Origin of the sequence: Arthrobacter sp. UYCu512, assembly GCF_040547075.1 — a bacterium.
In the GTDB taxonomy this organism is placed as follows: Bacteria; Actinomycetota; Actinomycetes; order Actinomycetales; family Micrococcaceae; genus Arthrobacter.
The window spans coordinates 189,084-205,093 of record NZ_JBEPPA010000001.1 but is presented as its reverse complement, the minus strand read 5'-3'; the positions used below and the strand labels follow the sequence as shown (position 1 = coordinate 205,093).

Sequence of the window (16,010 nt, the reverse complement as noted above, 5' to 3'; positions counted from 1 at the left end):
CTTGGCCCGGAATGCCTCAGGGCTGCGGGGCGGGTTCCAGCTGGCGCCGGCTAACGAGCCAGCCGTCCAGTTCCGCGGCGCTGACCGGGAGCGAGACATAGTGTCCTTGGGCGTTGTTGCAGCCGAGCTCCTTGAGTTCGTCCTGTGTCTGCCTGGTTTCCACGCCCTCGGCGACGATCCGCAGTCCCAGGCTGTGTGCCAGGGCGATGGTGGACGCCACAAGGGCCGAGGCCCGGGGGTCCGTGCCCATCGGCTGCACGAACGACTGGTCGAGCTTCAGCTCGTCGATGGGCAGCTCGCGCAGATAAGCCAGGGAACTGTAGCCCGTGCCAAAGTCATCGACGGCAATCTGAATACCGTTGCCCCTGAGTTCGGTCAGAATTCCCCGCGCGCGGTCACGGTCGGCCATCAGGAAGTCCTCGGTTATTTCCAGGATCAAGGCACTGGCCGGGAGCTGCCGCTCATGCAGCATGGCACTGATCCGGCGGGGAAGCCCGACGTCGACCAGCGAACTCGCGGAGATGTTGACTGCAACCGTGAGCTTCGCCTGTCGAGAAGACCACTGAGCGGCTTGATCCAGCGCCTTCTGCAGCACGACCAGCGTGAGGTCATGCATCAGGCCGCATTCTTCCGCGAGGTCCAGGAAGTCAGCGGGCATCAGCAGCCCCCGGGCGGGATGGTCCCAGCGCACCAGGGCCTCGACCCCGTGGATCTCGTTCGTGGCGAGATCGATTTGGGGCTGGTAATGCAATACCAGCTGATCGAGGACCAATGCGGTGCGTAGTTCCTGGATGGTGCGCAGCCGCAACTCGCCCTGCCGGTCATCGTCCTGATGGTAAAACTGGTGCCCGCTTCGGGCCGTCTTGGCCCGGTACATGGCAAGGTCTGCCTTGCGAAGGAGTGAGTTGGCGTCGGCCCCATGGCCCGGGAAGAGCGCAACGCCGATGCTGACGCTGGTCCGCAGTTCAATCCCGGCTACCGGGAACCCCCCGGCCAGCGCATCGCGGATCTTGCGGGCCACAGCGTCGGCTTCGTCGGCGCTGCTGCCATTCAGAAGCACCGCGAACTCATCACCGCCCAGCCGGGCCAGCAGGTCACCGGTGCGAAGCGACCGCGACAACCGTTCCCCGACCTGGACCAGCAGGCGGTCGCCGGCCTCGTGGCCCAGACTGTCATTGATTTCCTTGAAGCGGTCCAGGTCAAGCAACAGCAGCGCACCGCTGCGCTTGCCGGCGCCGGCACCGGCGGCGGCGGCGGCGGCCAATCGTTGCACACAATCATCGTGGAACGCCCGCCGGTTAAGCAGCCCGGTCAAATCATCCGTCCGGGCCAATCTGCGCAAGAGTCGGTGGCGGAATGCCATCGGCACGGCCGCGAGGACCAGGGTGGCGCTGGCTAACACCAGCGCGTAGACCGGCACGTGCTGCTCGCTCCCCAGCAGCAGAACCGCCAACGCCGCCGCTGTCGCCGCTCCGGGCAGCAGAAGCGCCTGATGGGCCGTTCGCCGGCGCCGGCGCGGTTGCCCGGCACGGGAGGCCCGGTCAACCCACACGGCTATCAGTGCGATCCCGACGGCCCAGGCCATGTCCAGAGCTGACCCCACCGAATATGCTCCCGATGCTTCCCCCAGCGCAAACACAACATCCGCTGCAGCGAAGATGAGCAAACCAACCACGAGCGGAGCCCAGTGTCCGTCCGTTTCACCCCGGGCCGCGAAAATGGCCGCAACCACGGCAATAAGCATCAGGTCAAAGAGCGGATACGCGACGGCAATCACGGTCCGGGCAGAGAGGCCAGCTTCGCCTGAGGACCCCACCACGGGTTCAAGGACTACCGCCAACACCGTGGCTGCCCCGCAGGCGGCAACAGCGCTGTCGAGGAAAACGGGCCACGCAGCTCCATGCAGCCTCTTTCCCACAACAACGATCAAAGCCAGCAGCATCAGGGCATAAAAGAGCATGTATCCAAGGTCTGCCAGCGAAGGCGAAGGCAAAACACCGGATTCGTCCTGCGCCAAGGTGTAATAGGTATCCCCTGCCACAGTCGCCGTCACCGCAACCGTAGCCAGTGCGTACTCGATCCGCACTCCGGCGGACCGGTGCAGTGCCAGCCAGCACACTGCAGCCGTTGTCCACCCCGTAGCCGCCGCCAGCCAGCCATCAACTACGGCGTCGAAGCCCTCGCCATGCAGAAGCCGGCCCGCGAGATAACCGGCCAAGGCCAGTGTCATCACAACGACGGGCAGTCCGGTCCTCCGGAAAACCATGCCTGCAGCCGGCCAGTCAGCTCGTTTCAAAATTCTCCCAAAGGTCCGGGTCACCTTACCAACCCCAGCCCCATCGACCATTCGTTCGCAGGCGGCATTTTGGTAACAGCTGCCAGCCGGTACGGCTAGTTCCAGCCCAGCAGCCTCAGTATTGCTGCTGCGCCGGCTCCGGCCAGGACGACCACGAGAAAGGGTGCCCGGAGCACCAGGGCGAGGCCCGCCGCAGCCAATGCCCCCAGCCGTGCATCCAGCGCCAGCGTCTGGCCCGAGGCCACGGTATTAACAATGGCCAGGGAGGCCAGCAGCCCGATCGTTATGGTGCCGGCGATCCGGGACATCCGGGGGTCACGGAGCACGCTGGCCGGGACCAGATATCCCAGCAGTTTCCACGCGTAGGCCAGCAGACAGGAAAGCAGCAGCCACATCCACAGGCTCATGCGGTATCCCCTGCCGGGCGCACCCGTGCGTCCGGGTGGTCCGCATAAGGGTCCACGTCCGGTTCCAGTCCTTCGTCGCTGCGGCCATTACTGAACCAGCCGATTGCCGCCGCAACCACGGCGGCCACCAGGATCGGCACCCCGGCGGGCACCAATGGTACCGCCAGCACAGTGGCCAGGGCACAGACGACGGCGATCGCCACAGGTTCGCGGCCCTTGAGCCGGGGCCACAACAGGCCCAGGAACGCCGCCACGGCAGCGCCGTCGAGGCCCCACTGTTTGGGATCGCCGAGCGCCCCGCCTGCCAGGGCGCCCACGGCGGTGAACAGGTTCCAGAGAACGAAGATGCCAACGCCCGCGGTCCAGAAGCCACGCTTGCGCTCCAGCGGATCAGTTTGACCGGTGCTGGTGGCGGTCGACTCGTCGATGGTGACGTGGGCGGCCGCAAACCGCAGCCAGCCCCGCGGCGCCAGCAGTGCGTTGATCTGCATGCCGTAAATCCCGTTACGCATGCCCAACAGGGTGGCCGCCCCCATCGCGGCGACCCCGGAGCCGCCCCCGGCTACCACACCGATAAACGCGAATTGTGAGCCGCCGCTGAACAGCAGCAGGCTCAGGGCCATAGTCTGCCAAAAGTCAAGGCCTGATGTAACGGACAGCGCTCCGAAAGAGACGCCGTAGAGTCCGGTGGCGATGCTGATGGAGAGCCCCACCCGCACGGCCGGGGACTGCAGAAGCCTCACCGCCGGGCCTGTTGCTGCCGGGCCCGTTGCGCCGGTGCGGTTTTCCGCAAGCTCCAGGCCCAGGCAATCAGCGGCGCCTGCAGCGGCAACCGCAGGGTGTGCGTGCGGCGCCGGGCGGGGGTCCCGCCCGGGCCGTAGGCCTTTCGCAGGGCGTCGAGGTGTCCGGCGAGGAAAAGGGTGAACATGGCCGTCACACATCCGGCCGCGGCGCGACGTGTCACCGGGACCAGGAGCCCCACGGCGGCGGCCACTTCAAGCAGGCCGCTGAATGCGACCCATTCCTCCCGGGACAGGACCGCGAGGGGGCTGTTTGGCTTCCCGCCGCTGTCATCCCGGCACAGCGCATCGGGAACCACTGGCGCGAAGAAATCCGGATCATCAAAGTGCTTCGACGCGCTGGCCAGCAGCAGGACGCTCATCGCGACCGCGGAAAGTTTCTGGGTGTCCCGGCCGGACCAGCGAGATGGCATGGATTAACTCAATCACAGCCGCGGTCCCCCCCGCTAACCGTGACTGGCTGCCTCAAAACAGGACTTTCTGCAGGGTGTCACGAGCGTCAATCGGGGTACGTTGTTGCGTATGGGCGCTGCGGTGGAAATGAAGGGCGTTGTGAAGCGGTTCGGGACCGTGCAGGCGCTGGACGGCTTGGACTTCGACGTGGCTGCCGGTGAAGTGCACGGTTTCCTCGGGCCCAACGGATCAGGCAAATCCACCACCTTGCGGCTGCTGCTGGGTCTGCTGCGCTCCAATGCCGGTTCCATCCGGGTGCTGGGACTCGACCCCTGGCGTGAGGTATCGACCTTGCACCGCCGGTTGGCCTACGTCCCCGGGGACGTAGCACTGTGGCCGAACCTGACAGGCGGGGAGATCATCGACCTGCTGGGCCGGCTTCAGGGCGGGCAGGACCGCGCACGCCGGGATCAGCTCCTGGACCTGTTCGAACTGGACCCCAGCAAGAGGGCCCGGGCGTACTCCAAGGGAAACCGCCAGAAAGTGGCCCTTGTTGCTGCCCTGGCCACCGATGCTGAACTTTTCCTGCTGGACGAGCCGACGAGCGGGCTGGACCCGCTGATGGCGGACGTATTCCGCAGCTGCGTCCGCGAACTGCGCACGCAGGGGAGAACAGTGGTGCTGAGCAGCCATATCCTCAGTGAGGCCGAGGCACTTTCGGACCGGGTCAGCATTATCCGGTCCGGGCGGCTGGTGGAGACCGGCCCGCTGGAGCAACTGCGGCATCTCACCCGAACTTCGGTCACCGCCGACGTCGCCACGGTGCCGCCCGGACTCGAACTCCTGCCCGGTGTCCACGACGTCGTCGTAACGGACCACCGGGTCAACGCCCAAGTCGAGCCGGCCGGCCTGAACCACCTGATGCAGGCACTGACGACGGCGGGACTGAGGTCCCTCACAAGCCAGCCGCCAACGCTCGAGGACCTGTTCCTGCGCCACTATGGTGCCGGCACTGCCGGGGATTCGGCGGCGGCGTCCGGCGCCCCGCCCGGACAGCCCGGCTCCGGTGCCCCTGCCAGGCCGGGCCGACGGCGGGCCGGCGATGCCTGAGACCCTGGCCGGAACCGGCGTCCTGATCCGGCTCGGGCTGCGGCGGGACCGCTGGATGCTGCCTGCGTGGATCGTCGGTTTCGCCTTGACCGCCTACTCGACCGCGCGTGCCGGAGTCGAGCTCTACCCCGATGCCACGAGCCGCATCGAGGCCTCCACCGCCCTGAACGCGACCGCCTCCATGGTGGCCATGTTCGGGCGGATCTACGACCCCGGCTCGATCGGTGCGCTGTCGCTCATCAAATACACCGCGTTTATGGCCGCCATCCTGGCCGTCCTGATGATCGTCCTCACCGTCCGTCACACCCGCGGGGACGAGGAGAGCGGACGCCTGGAACTGCTCGGCGGCGGGCGGCTGGGGCGAGACGCACCGCTGGCGGCGGCCCTCACGATCAGCCTGGGGGCCAACGTGCTGCTCGGGTTGCTCTCGGCAGCCGCGCTGGCCGCCGGCGGACTGCCGGCGGCCGGTTCCTTCGCCTTCGGCCTGGGCTGGGCCGCCACCGGGATGGTATTCAGCGCCGTGGCCGGCGTGGCGGCACAGCTCACCGCCAGCGCCCGGGCCGCGACCGGGATCAGTGTCAGTATCGTCGCAGTGACCTATGCTTTGCGCGCTGTCGGAGACCTCGCCGAGCCGGGGCCCTCGGCGCTCTCCTGGCTCTCGCCCATCGGGTGGAACCAGCAGATCCGGGCGTTCGCCGGAGACCGCTGGTGGGTGCTGGCGCTGCCTGTTGCACTCTCTCTCGTGCTGGTTCCGGCGGCATTCGCGCTTCGGGCACGGCGGGATCTGGGAGCCGGGATCGCTGCCGGGCGTCCCGGACCTGCCGTAGGCTCGCTCTCCGGCGTCTGGGGCCTGGCCGTAAGGCTGCAGTACCGCGTACTTTTAGGCTGGGCCGTGGCGTTCGTGATTTTCGGCGTTGTCATCGGTTCCCTGGTCTCCAATGTGGCAGAGCTGCTGAGTTCACCAAACGCCCAGGACCTTATCAAGCTGCTGGGCGGCCCCCGCGCTTTGACGGAGGCCTTCCTGGCCGCGGAAATCAGCATCATGGGTCTACTGGCGGCCGCCTACGGGGTATCGGCGGCGAACCATCTGCGCAGCGAGGAAGCCGCGGGCCATACCGAAGTCCTGCTGGGCACGGCCACTACCCGGTTCCGGTGGGCGGGCAGCCACTTCACCTTTGCGTTGGCCGGCGTCGTTTTGCTGCTCTTTCTGGCGGGCCTGTCGATTGGTGCCGGAGCCGCCTTCGCCGTCAACGATGCCTCCCTGCTGGGCCGCAGCACCGTTGCCGCTTTGGCCCAGGTGCCGGCCGCATGGGTTGTTACCAGCCTCGCTCTGGCGGTGTTCGGCTGGGCGCCCCGGCTGACCGGGGCGGCCTGGGGCCTCCTGCTGGCGTTCGTCGCCTTGGGAGAGTTCGGGGTGCTGTGGAACGCCCCGAATTGGCTGATGGACCTCTCCCCGTTCAGGCATTCCCCGCTGCTCCCGGTGGGATCCGGGGATGGTGCGGCGCTGGGTGTCCTGACCGTGGCAGCGGCCGTGCTTGCTGCGTTCGGGTTCGCCGGCTGGCGGCGCCGGGACCTTGCAGCGTAGCCTCCCCTGTTCCCTTGGGCTGAGGCGCAAAGACCAGCGGGAGCTACCCGTGCAAGCCGAGGCTCCGCGACCCGGCCGAGAGCTGCGCCAGGACCTGCCCGGGCCGGTTGGTGGTGACCTCGTGGATCCCAAGCTCCTGGCACAAGGCGACGTCGGCTTCCGAATCCACCGTCCACACCCGGAACCGCCGGCCGGAGTTGAGCCAGCGCCGGATGGTCCGGGAATGGCCCCGGACATAGTCGATGCCCGGGCCGGCCAGCCCGGTCTCGCAGTCATCCAGGATCCGTTCGGCTTCCGTTTGCGCGGCCTTCATCACATTGGCGAGCGCTCCGCCGGTGAGCGCCCCGAGGCCCAGCTCCTCGCGGAGCTCCTCGACGTCGACGTCGTCCACAAGCTGGCACACGGCGGCGGACGGGACGGTTCCCAGCAGGTGCTTCACGGAGTCCGGGCTGAAGCTCATAAAAGACACCACGATGTTCCCGAGCCGGGACGTCGCCGGATCCCAGCCTTCGGCCGTGAGGATTTCCAGGACACGGTCTTCGAGCTTGAGCTGAAAGGGACTCGGGTGTTTGAGTTCAATTGCCAGCCCGATCTCCCGGCCTGCTGTCCGCAGGAGGGCCAGCAACTCCGGGAGCGTCAGCAGCTGGGCTGATCTACTGCCGTATTCTTCCGGGATCCTGGCGCCCTTCCAGGAGGAAAAGTCCAGCGCCCGGAGCTCCTCGAGGGTCCTGTCCGCCACGGCTCCGGTGCCATCCGAGGTGCGGTCCAGGGTTGAGTCGTGCAGCAGTACAGCGTGCTGGTCCCTGGTGAGGTGGATATCGCACTCCACACCGTCGGCGCCGTCGGCAATTGCCTGCAGGTAGGCCGCCCGGGTGTGCTCAGCGAACGCCGCACTGGAACCACGGTGGGCGTAGACCAGCGGACGGGTTGCGGTGGACTCGGCAGTCGTCATGCTGACACGTTAGCGGACGGCCACCGCCCAAGCCGGGCTAGGCTGGGCACATGCAGGTGAAATCTAAGCCAACTACCCGCGCGGAGGGCCCCGCCGGCGCCAACGCGCCCGCAGTCGGCCGCCCCAGCCGCCGCCAATCCATGGCAGGGAGCGACGCCGCGAAAGAATCCGCGCTCCGGCGGATGAAGCTGCTGGCGCTCTCACTGTTGGTTTTGATGGCCATCATCTTTGTGGTCGCCTTCGCCCTGCAGAAGCAGTACCCCTGGCTCGAATACGTCCGGGCTGCGGCCGAGGGCGGTATGGTGGGCGCCCTCGCCGACTGGTTCGCGGTGACGGCCCTGTTCAAGTACCCGATGGGCTTGAAAATCCCGCACACCGCCATCATTCCGCAGCGCAAGGACCAGATTGGCGCCTCGCTGGGTGAATTCGTGGAAACCAACTTCCTTTCCGAGCAGGTGGTCCAGGAGAAACTGGCCTCGGTGGACATCGCCCGCAAAGCCGGAGCTTGGCTCTCCGGGCCCGGCGGCGCGGAGCGGGTGGCCAAGGAAGGTGCCGCCGTCATCCGCGGGGCCTTTACCGTGCTCAACGACGACGACGTCCAGGCCGTGATCGAGGGCATGGTCCGCCGGCATCTGCTCGCTCCGCCGTGGGGTCCCCCGGTGGGCCGGGTCGCCGAGCGGATCTTCGACGACGGCCATCACCACGCCTTGGTGGACGTGCTCGTGGACCGAACCGTGGACTGGGTGCGGGACAACCAGGAGACGGTCAACCGGGTGGTGACTGACCGGTCCCCGACGTGGGTGCCGTCGTTCGTCGACGGACTCGTAGGCGACAAGGTCTACGTCGAGATCCTCAAATTCACCCGCGCTGTGCAGACCGACCCGCAGCACCAGGTCCGCCGGTCGATCGACACGTACCTCAAGGATCTGGCACAGGACCTGCAGCACGATCCGGTTATGATTGCCCGGGCCGAAGGCATCAAGGCCCAAGTCCTGGGAGATCCGGAAATTCGGGAACTCGCCTCCCGAACCTGGGGCACCATCAAGGCCGCGCTGCTCTCCGCCGTCGACGATCCGCACAGCGAACTGACCGTCAGGTTCAAAGCCGCCGTGCATGACTTCGGCACCCGGCTCGTTGTCGACGGCGAACTGGCCGGCAAGGTGAACAGGTGGATCGGGGACGCCGCCGGGTATCTCGTCAAGACGTACCGCTCGGACATCGCAGGTGTGATCACCGATACCGTATCCCGCTGGGATGCCGAGGAAACCTCGCAAAAGATCGAGCTTCAGATCGGCAAGGACCTGCAGTTCATCCGAATTAACGGCACCGTGGTGGGCGCCCTTGCCGGCCTCGCGATTTTTGCTGTGGCCCACCTGGTCTTCGGCTAAGCGAAGCTTTCCAGCTCCACGCCTGCGCTTTCGAGGGCCGCGCGGATCGCGGCGGCGGTTTCGACCGACCCGGGCGTGTCACCGTGGATGCACAGCGAGTGCGGTTCGATCCTGAGCACCGTCCCGTCCACAGCTTCGACCTCGCCTTCGACGGCAAGGCGCACGGCCCGTTCCTGGATCCGGCCGAGGTCCTCCAGCAGTGCACCATCCTGCGAGCGCGGCAGCAGGGTGCCGTCGGGCAGGTAGGCGCGGTCGGCGAAGGCCTCGGTAAAGACCGGATGGCCGGCTTCTTGGGCGATCCCGAGCAGGGCGGAGCCCGGGAAGCCCAGCACGGCAAGCCCCGGATCGTAGGCCTGGATGGCCGCGACGACTGCCGAAGCCTGCTCGGCGTCGCGCACTGTCCGGTCGTAGAGTGCCCCGTGCAGCTTGATGTAGTCCACCGAGGCGCCGACGGCGTGCGCCACCCCGTCCAAGGCGCCGAGCTGGTACAGCACGGCGCCGAAGAGATCATCGAACGTCATGTCCAGGGCCCGGAGCCCGAATCCGGCCATGTCCGGGTAGCCCAGGTGAGCGCCCACCCGCACGTCGGACTCGTAGGCCGCCCGGCAGGTGTCCAGCATGGTCACGGGGTCCCCGGCGTGCAGCCCGCAGGCCACGCTGGCGCTCGTCAGAAGCGGAAACATCGCGGCGTCGTCGCCCATGGTCCACGTCCCGAAGGACTCCCCCAAGTCAGCGTTCAAATCCAAAACGTGCCGCCTTTCTGCGCTGAATCGTCCTTGCTGTCCTTTGTGTCAGCCGGGGCTGCTGCCGGGCCGTCCAGCTCCGCGGTCGCTCCCAGTTCGCCGGGGATCACGAGGGGCAGCGGTCCGAACGCTTCCTTGGCATTGGCCACCACGGCCCGTCCCATCATCCGGTTGCCGACCCCGCCCACGACGGCCCCGACGCCGAACGGCAGGGCCCGGCCCAGCAAGGCACCGCCTTGGCGCCTGAGCAGGCTCCGGAGGAAAGCCCGCTGGATCCGTTCACGAACCTGGCCGAAGCCAACAAGCGGTGCCCGGCGTGCGAACAGTGTGCCCCACGCCTGGGTGGGCCCGCCGCCCTGCCCGGTGGCTTGGCCGCTCAGGGAACTCAACAGCGCGGTGCCTTCCTCGCCGAGCATTACGGCCATGACCAGTGTGCTGGCCTTCTCCGGATCCACCATCCGCACGCCGTGAAGTTCGGCGAGAGAGGTGGCAAAAAGTGCTGTGGCCTCCAGGAAACCGGCGGTCGCGGCGGCCGAGAGGCCCAGTGCGGCCACAGTCCCGACGCCGGGAATCACGGCCGCCCCGCCCACAAGCGCGCCGCCGCCGGTGACGGCAATGAGGTAGTCCCGTTCCAGGGTTGCGGCCAGCTGGGCCGCCGTGGCCCGCGGGTGCTTTCGCTGGAGCCGGCGAAGGTTCGCCAGGATCAAGGGGCGCTGGATTTCAACGGCCCGCAGGAGCACGTTGTGCACACCTGCCCGGGGTTTGCCCTCGGCGTCGAACATCGCGTTGTGTGCTGACTGCTGGGCAATTTTCATTGCCGGGTTGCCTCGCTTGGCCATCATCGCCTCTCATCGGAACCGTCACTGCTGTGGATTCAAGCCTTAACACTAGGCCACAGCGGCGCCGCCGGTAGAGGCGGACGATGGCCCGGGCGGGCAGTTGAGGGCGGATCGGCGGCGCCTGTCCGCCCTCAACTGCCGCGAAGAACTGCCCGGTTTAGCGCGGGGTCCGGATGAGCTTCTTATTGACGAACTCATTCATGCCGAACCGTGCCAGCTCGCGCCCGACGCCCGAACGCTTCACACCACCGAAGGGCAGATCCGCCTGGGTTTCGGCCACGGAATTGATAAAGACCATGCCGGTGTCCAGCCGATCGGCCACCGCCTTGGCCTTCTCGGCGTCGGCACTGAAGACCGCACCGCCGAGCCCGTACGGGGACCCGTTGGCCAGTTCAATGGCCTCCTCAACGCTGGCGACCTTGTAGACGACGGCCGCCGGGCCGAAGAGTTCTTCGGAGAACGCCCGCATCCCGGGGGTCACATCCGTCAGCACCGTGGGCTCCACGAAGGCGCCGGGGCCATCGATGTGGTGTCCGCCGGTCCGCAGGGTAGCGCCCTTGTCCACGGCGTCCTGGATCTGCTCGATGAGGCCGTCCGCGGCGCTCTGTGAGGAGAGCGGCCCGAAGCGGGTGTCGGCGAGCAAGGGATCACCGTGCTTGACCGCGGACATCCGCGCAGTGAACTTCTCCACAAAAGCCTCGTACAGGTCCTCAAGGATGATAAAACGCTTCGAAGCCGTGCAGGCCTGGCCGGCGTTCCCGATCCGTCCGCTGACCGCTGCCTTTACCGTGGCGTCCAGGTCGTCTGAGTCGAGGACGATAAACGGATCACTGCCACCGAGTTCGAGCACATACTTCTTCAGGTTGCGGCCGGCCACCTCGGCGACTGCTGAGCCGGCCCGCTCGCTTCCGGTCAGGGAGACACCCTGGACCCGGTCATCGGCGACGACTTCGGCAACCTGTTCGTTGCTCAGGAAAACGTTGAGGTAGACACCCTCCGGGAGCCCGGCATCCTTGAAAATCTGTTCAATGGCAAGGGCGGACTGGGGGCAGCTGCCGGCATGCTTGAGCAGGATGGTGTTGCCGAGGACCAGGTTGGGGGCGGCGAACCGGGCCACTTGGTAGTACGGGTAGTTCCACGGCATGATGCCCAGGAGCGGCCCGACCGGTGCTGAGCGGACGATTGCTTCGCCGCCGCCTTTAACATCAAGCAGTTCGTCTTCGAGGAAGGCCGGGCCCTCTTCGGCGTAGTACGAGTAGATGTCGGCCACCAGGCCCACTTCGCCCCGGGACTGGGCCAAGGGCTTGCCCATCTCCGTGGCGATCAGACGGGCCAGTTCGTCCTGTCGTTCCCGGTACAGTTCGGCCACGCGGGCAATGACCGCGGCGCGGTCCGCTACGGGCGCAGCCTGCCAGGCCTGGAAGGCCTGCTTCGAGGCCGCGAGGGCATTCTCCACCTCATCCGCGGTAGCAAGCGGAAATTCCTTCAGCGTCTCTCCGGTCGCGGGGTTCACTGTCTTGTAAGCAGTCATTAATCCACCATCTCCGATTCTGGGTAGTCCGGCTCAATCGGGCCTGTGGCCGCCGCAGCAGAACTGCGTAGCGGCTTTCCGGCCCCGTGCGTCGGAACGGGGTGTCCTGGTTGGATTGCCCGTCCCGTTAGGCGACAACCCGGACACCGGCCCGCCTATTCCATCGGATTTTCCCGCCTGGAAACCGCCGCCCTCACGCGAAGTCGCAGCCTAAACTGGGACCATGCGCTCACCGAGGGCCCTGCGGCCCTTCGCACACCGGGAATACCGTGTGCTGATTACAGCACTGGCCATCTCCATTTTCGGCTCCGGAATGTGGGCCGTGGCGATGGTCTACGAGGTGATCGAGCTCGGCGGGGGGCCGTTGGAGCTCTCCCTCGTTGCGGCCGCCGGCAGCGCCGGACTCGTCGCGTTTTTGCTGATGGGCGGCATCGCCGCGGACCGGTTCCCGCAGCGGCTGCTCATCATCGCGGTGGAGGGGGCCAACCTGGCCGTCATCGCCACCATCAGCGGACTGGCCATGCTGGGCTGGCTGGAACTCTGGCATCTGGCGCTCGGCGGGTTTGTGCTCGGCGCCGGCGCAGCATTCTTCTTCCCCGCCTACTCCGCCATCCTCCCCCGGATCCTGCCGCCGGAGGACCTGCTCGCGGCTAACGGTTTGGAAGGGACCATGCGGCCGCTCCTGCAGCAGGCCACCGGCCCGGCCGTCGCGGGCATCCTGGTCGCAGCCCTCTCCCCCGCGCATGCAGTGACCGGGGTGGCGGTGTGCCACCTGCTGGCCCTCGCCGTCCTCAGCCTGCTCCGCCGCCAGCCCCGTCCGGATATGGACGGCGCTGGCGGCGGGGCAGGTTCCGGGACCGGCGAACGCGCCCCAACGTCCCTGCTGCAGGACCTCCGCGAAGGAGTCAGCTACACGGTCCGCACACCCTGGCTAATGTGGACCCTGCTGTGGGCCTGCATCTCCGTACTTTTCCTGATCGGCCCCATCGAGGTGCTCCTGCCGTTTGTGGTCCGCGACCAGCTCGGCGGCGACTCGCGCCAGTTCGGATTCCTGCTCGCGGTGATGGGCGTCGGCGGCGCCGCCGCGTCGCTGGCAACTGCTTCGTTCCCGCTGCCGCGCCGCTACCTGAGCGCGATGATGGTGAGCTGGGGCGCCGGGAGCCTGCCACTTGCCGCCGTCGGCATCATCGACAGCTTTTGGGCGCTGGCTGCCGCGCTCTTCGTCTTCGGTGCCACCGGCGGGATGGGCATGGTCATTTGGGGCACCCTGCTGCAGCGCCGGGTTCCCCCGCACCTGCTGGGCCGCGTCTCAAGCCTGGACTTCTTCGTCTCGCTGGCCCTGATGCCGGTCTCCATGGCCCTCGCCGGCCCGGCCGCCGAGGTGCTGCCGGTCGGGCTCATCTTCCTGGTGGCCGGGACCGTGTGTCCGGTTGTGGCGGTCATCGCACTGGCCGTCGCGAAGATGCCGGCCGACGAGATCGCCAACCCGCTCGACGACGGCCCGGAGCGCCTGGCTGGCGACGGGCACCCCGGCAGCAGCGGCGCCGCCGAACGGCAGCAGCAGGCCTAGCCGGCTGCGCGCACCATCGGCAGGGACGCCGTCGGCAGTCCGCTCGGGAAGATCGTGGGCTCCGGGACCGCCACCGGGGCCAGCGGCACCCGGACCGGATCACCGTCGACCGTAAACAGCTCGCCGCGGACGTCGATCTCGAGCGGTGGGCCCCCGCGCACCGTCAGGCTGATGGCACCCTGCTCCAGTTCAAGCTGCAGCAGCCGGCCCTGGATCTTCAGGTGGAACGAGAGCCCTTCCCAGCCAGCGGGCAGCCGCGGGTCGAAGTAGGGCACCGCACCCTGGTCCCGGAGGCCGGCGAAGCCGCTGACCAGCGAGCTCCACACGCCGCCGGTGGACGCGATGTGCACGCCGTCGATCGTGTTGCCGTGTGTGTCGTCCAGGTCGATGAACAACGCGTGCGTGAAGTGGTCCAGCGCGGCGTCGCCGTAGCCGACCTCGGCCGCCATGATGCCCTGCACACAGGCGGACAGGGTGGAGTCGCCGGTGGTGATCGGGTCGTAGAAATCGAAGGCGCGGCGCTTTTCCTCGGCCGTGAAGTCCTGCCACTGCAGGAACATGGCCAGCACGGTATCGGCCTGCTTCAGCACCTGGTGGCGGTAGATCACCAGCGGGTGGAAGTGCAGCAGCAGCGGGTACTTGGAACGCGGTGTCGTCCAGTCCCACGGCTCCAGGGTCATAAAGTCGTTGTCCTGAGCGTGGACCTGGAGGTCCTCGTCATAGGGCAGCTGCATCCGGTTGGCGGCCTGCTCCCACACCTGGCGTTCGGCATCGTCAATCCCGGGGTGATCCAGCGCCGCCGCCGCCCGCAGGTTAAAGCGCGCCATCACGTTGGTATAGACGTTGTCGTTGACAACGGCGGTGTACTCATCCGGGCCGGTGACGCCGTGAATATGGAACTGCCCGTCCTTGCCAAAGAAACCCAGGGACACCCACATCCGGGCGGTCTCGATCAGCAGCTCGGCGCCGAGGGTTTCCTGGAACTCCTGGTCGCCGCTGGCCCAGATGTAGCGGTTGGTCGCGAAGGCGATCGCGGCGGCGATGTGGAACTGGGCCGTGCCGGCGGCGTAGTAGGCGCTGGCCTCCAGCCCGTTAATGGTGCGCCAAGGGAACAGGGCGCCGTCCACGCTGAGTTCCTTGGCCCGGATCTTGGCTTCGGGCAGCATCTCATGGCGGAACTGCAGGACCTGGCGGGCGTTGCCGGGGCTGGTGTACGTCAGGTAGGGCATCAGGTACACCTCCTGGTCCCAGAAGTAGTGCCCGTCATAGCCGGAACCGGACACACCCTTCGCCGGGATGCCGGCGACGTCGGCGCAGGCGGTGGCCTGGGCCAGCTGGAAGAGGTTCCAGCGGACGGCCTGCTGCAGCTCGGTCTGGCCGGCGAGGATGATGTCGCTGGTGGTCCAGTAGTTTCGGTAATGCTCCGCGCTTTCGGCGAAAATCTCCGACAGCGGCCTCAGACCCGCTTCCGCGTCGTCGGCAAGGTCTTCGGAGGCTTGCCCGACGGCGTAGCTGACACTCTTTTCCAGCACAAACGGCTCGTCGGCGCTTACGGCCAGAACGTAGCGGACACTGCTGTCGTCCTCATGCACCTGGGTGTCGAAAGGCTGCACGCCGGCGTTGGTCCAGTGGTCGACAGCCAGGCCAATGCGCTGTTTGGATTCGGCGGTCTCCCAGGACAGCCGCAGCGAGCCGTCGCCGCCGTCGAGCCGCACCGGCAGCAGCACCCGCCCGGCGTGCCGGCCGGCACGCCGGGGGTCGTGGGCCGAGTGATCATCCACCGGCTGGTCCTGGCGGTTTATCACCGAGGAGGTCACGTCCGCGGAGATATCCCGGTCCGCGCCGAGTTCCAGCGAGATGCCAAGCGCACCGCGGGACTGGTAGCCGACAGCGCGTCGTTCGATGGTGGTCACGGTGGCGCCCGAGCGGCACTGCCACACGATCCGGCATTCGTACACGCCGGTGGCGAAGTCGACACTGCGGCGGTAGTCGAGCACTGTGGATTCGTCCAGGCTCAAGGTTTCGCCGTCGATGATCACGGTGAAGTTGTTGGCGTCGGGGATGTAGAGGATCCGCTGGCCGGTGCGGGCGAAGCCGTAGGCGTTCTCCGCGTGCTTGATGTCCCAGGTCTCGTGGAAGCCGTTGACGAAGCTGCCCGGCAGCTCGGCGTCGGCGGCGGCCCAGTGGGCGCCGCGGATACCGAGGTGGCCGTTGCCGAGGCTGAAGAGGGTCTCCAGCGTGCCGGCGTTGCCGGGGAGGTGCACAGTCTCGACCAGCTGCCAGGGGTCATTGGGGAACCGCGCGCGGTCAGAGGTGATAAGGGCCATGGTTTATCCTTCAGGCGGTAAAAAGGCTGCTGATGAGAGGTTTTTTGTGCGGTCTTGCAGGGCCTTGCA

The 16,010-nt window shown here is 67.3% G+C and carries 13 protein-coding genes; 4 read left to right on the top strand and 9 right to left on the bottom strand.

Going from position 1 to position 16,010, the window contains the following annotated elements:
• Positions 1 to 16 precede the first annotated feature (16 nt).
• The 4 genes from ABIB49_RS00965 to ABIB49_RS00950 form a co-directional block, all read right to left on the bottom strand.
• Complete coding sequence (locus ABIB49_RS00965; protein ID WP_354156570.1) at positions 17 to 2,266, bottom strand: putative bifunctional diguanylate cyclase/phosphodiesterase; 2,250 nt, start codon at positions 2,264 to 2,266, stop codon at positions 17 to 19.
• A 125-nt stretch (positions 2,267 to 2,391) separates the two neighbouring features.
• Positions 2,392 to 2,703 (bottom strand): AzlD domain-containing protein, encoded by a 312-nt coding sequence (locus ABIB49_RS00960; protein ID WP_226774682.1) that lies wholly within the window; start codon positions 2,701 to 2,703, stop codon positions 2,392 to 2,394.
• The gene (locus ABIB49_RS00955; RefSeq protein WP_226774683.1) at positions 2,700 to 3,446 is read right to left on the bottom strand and encodes an AzlC family ABC transporter permease; all 747 of its coding nucleotides are present in this window, start codon (positions 3,444 to 3,446) and stop codon (positions 2,700 to 2,702) included. The genes ABIB49_RS00960 and ABIB49_RS00955 overlap by 4 nt, the downstream gene beginning before the upstream one ends.
• Positions 3,443 to 3,916, bottom strand: coding sequence for a DoxX family protein (locus ABIB49_RS00950; protein WP_354156569.1), 474 nt, complete (start codon positions 3,914 to 3,916; stop codon positions 3,443 to 3,445). Before ABIB49_RS00950 ends, ABIB49_RS00955 begins: the two co-directional genes overlap by 4 nt.
• A gap of 109 nt (positions 3,917 to 4,025) precedes the next feature.
• On the opposite strand from ABIB49_RS00950, the gene ABIB49_RS00945 reads away from it, so the two are divergent.
• Together ABIB49_RS00945 and ABIB49_RS00940 are read left to right on the top strand one after the other, a co-directional pair.
• Positions 4,026 to 5,006 (top strand): ABC transporter ATP-binding protein, encoded by a 981-nt coding sequence (locus tag ABIB49_RS00945; RefSeq protein WP_226774685.1) that lies wholly within the window; start codon positions 4,026 to 4,028, stop codon positions 5,004 to 5,006.
• The gene (locus ABIB49_RS00940; RefSeq protein WP_282359510.1) at positions 4,999 to 6,591 is read left to right on the top strand and encodes an ABC transporter permease; all 1,593 of its coding nucleotides are present in this window, start codon (positions 4,999 to 5,001) and stop codon (positions 6,589 to 6,591) included. The genes ABIB49_RS00945 and ABIB49_RS00940 overlap by 8 nt, the downstream gene beginning before the upstream one ends.
• 43 nt (positions 6,592 to 6,634) lie before the next feature.
• Here the strand turns inward: ABIB49_RS00940 and ABIB49_RS00935 are convergent, their stop codons facing one another.
• Entirely contained in the window at positions 6,635 to 7,543 is a 909-nt protein-coding gene (locus ABIB49_RS00935) for a glycerophosphodiester phosphodiesterase (protein ID WP_226774686.1), read from the bottom strand.
• 50 nt (positions 7,544 to 7,593) lie between these two features.
• Between ABIB49_RS00935 and ABIB49_RS00930 the strand changes: the two genes are divergently transcribed.
• Positions 7,594 to 8,931 (top strand): DUF445 domain-containing protein, encoded by a 1,338-nt coding sequence (locus ABIB49_RS00930; protein WP_226774687.1) that lies wholly within the window; start codon positions 7,594 to 7,596, stop codon positions 8,929 to 8,931.
• Here ABIB49_RS00930 and ABIB49_RS00925 read toward each other — a convergent pair.
• The 3 genes from ABIB49_RS00925 to ABIB49_RS00915 form a co-directional block, all read right to left on the bottom strand.
• Positions 8,928 to 9,677 carry a LamB/YcsF family protein gene (locus tag ABIB49_RS00925; RefSeq protein ID WP_226774688.1) on the bottom strand — a complete coding sequence of 250 codons (750 nt, stop codon included), beginning with the start codon at positions 9,675 to 9,677 and terminating at the stop codon, positions 8,928 to 8,930. The two genes, ABIB49_RS00930 and ABIB49_RS00925, sit on opposite strands and share 4 nt — an antisense overlap.
• Positions 9,668 to 10,513, bottom strand: a complete 846-nt coding sequence (locus tag ABIB49_RS00920) for a hypothetical protein (protein ID WP_226774700.1) — start codon at positions 10,511 to 10,513, stop codon at positions 9,668 to 9,670. The genes ABIB49_RS00925 and ABIB49_RS00920 overlap by 10 nt, the downstream gene beginning before the upstream one ends.
• 157 nt (positions 10,514 to 10,670) lie before the next feature.
• Positions 10,671 to 12,044: an NAD-dependent succinate-semialdehyde dehydrogenase gene (locus ABIB49_RS00915; protein WP_226774689.1), complete on the bottom strand. Its 1,374-nt coding sequence runs from the start codon at positions 12,042 to 12,044 to the stop codon at positions 10,671 to 10,673.
• Between the two features lie 223 nt (positions 12,045 to 12,267).
• On the opposite strand from ABIB49_RS00915, the gene ABIB49_RS00910 reads away from it, so the two are divergent.
• On the top strand, positions 12,268 to 13,614 hold the full coding sequence (locus ABIB49_RS00910) for an MFS transporter (RefSeq protein ID WP_226774690.1): 1,347 nt from the start codon (positions 12,268 to 12,270) through the stop codon (positions 13,612 to 13,614).
• Here the strand turns inward: ABIB49_RS00910 and ABIB49_RS00905 are convergent.
• A complete protein-coding gene (locus ABIB49_RS00905; RefSeq protein WP_282359507.1) occupies positions 13,611 to 15,941 on the bottom strand; it encodes a glycoside hydrolase family 65 protein in 2,331 nt (776 codons plus the stop codon). The two genes, ABIB49_RS00910 and ABIB49_RS00905, sit on opposite strands and share 4 nt — an antisense overlap.
• Positions 15,942 to 16,010 lie beyond the last annotated feature (69 nt).

Excerpts from the sequence above, each read along its gene's own strand:
- ABIB49_RS00905 (WP_282359507.1), bottom strand. The coding sequence starts at position 15,941 with ATGGCCCTTATCACCTCTGACCGCGCGCGGTTCCCCAATGACCCCTGG.
- ABIB49_RS00940 (WP_282359510.1), top strand. The coding sequence starts at position 4,999 with ATGCCTGAGACCCTGGCCGGAACCGGCGTCCTGATCCGGCTCGGGCTG.
- ABIB49_RS00915 (WP_226774689.1), bottom strand. The coding sequence starts at position 12,044 with ATGACTGCTTACAAGACAGTGAACCCCGCGACCGGAGAGACGCTGAAG.
- ABIB49_RS00950 (WP_354156569.1), bottom strand. The coding sequence starts at position 3,916 with ATGCCATCTCGCTGGTCCGGCCGGGACACCCAGAAACTTTCCGCGGTC.
- ABIB49_RS00910 (WP_226774690.1), top strand. The coding sequence starts at position 12,268 with ATGCGCTCACCGAGGGCCCTGCGGCCCTTCGCACACCGGGAATACCGT.
- ABIB49_RS00930 (WP_226774687.1), top strand. The coding sequence starts at position 7,594 with ATGCAGGTGAAATCTAAGCCAACTACCCGCGCGGAGGGCCCCGCCGGC.
- ABIB49_RS00935 (WP_226774686.1), bottom strand. The coding sequence starts at position 7,543 with ATGACGACTGCCGAGTCCACCGCAACCCGTCCGCTGGTCTACGCCCAC.
- ABIB49_RS00960 (WP_226774682.1), bottom strand. The coding sequence starts at position 2,703 with ATGAGCCTGTGGATGTGGCTGCTGCTTTCCTGTCTGCTGGCCTACGCG.
- ABIB49_RS00945 (WP_226774685.1), top strand. The coding sequence starts at position 4,026 with ATGGGCGCTGCGGTGGAAATGAAGGGCGTTGTGAAGCGGTTCGGGACC.
- ABIB49_RS00965 (WP_354156570.1), bottom strand. The coding sequence starts at position 2,266 with ATGGTTTTCCGGAGGACCGGACTGCCCGTCGTTGTGATGACACTGGCC.
- ABIB49_RS00920 (WP_226774700.1), bottom strand. The coding sequence starts at position 10,513 with ATGGCCAAGCGAGGCAACCCGGCAATGAAAATTGCCCAGCAGTCAGCA.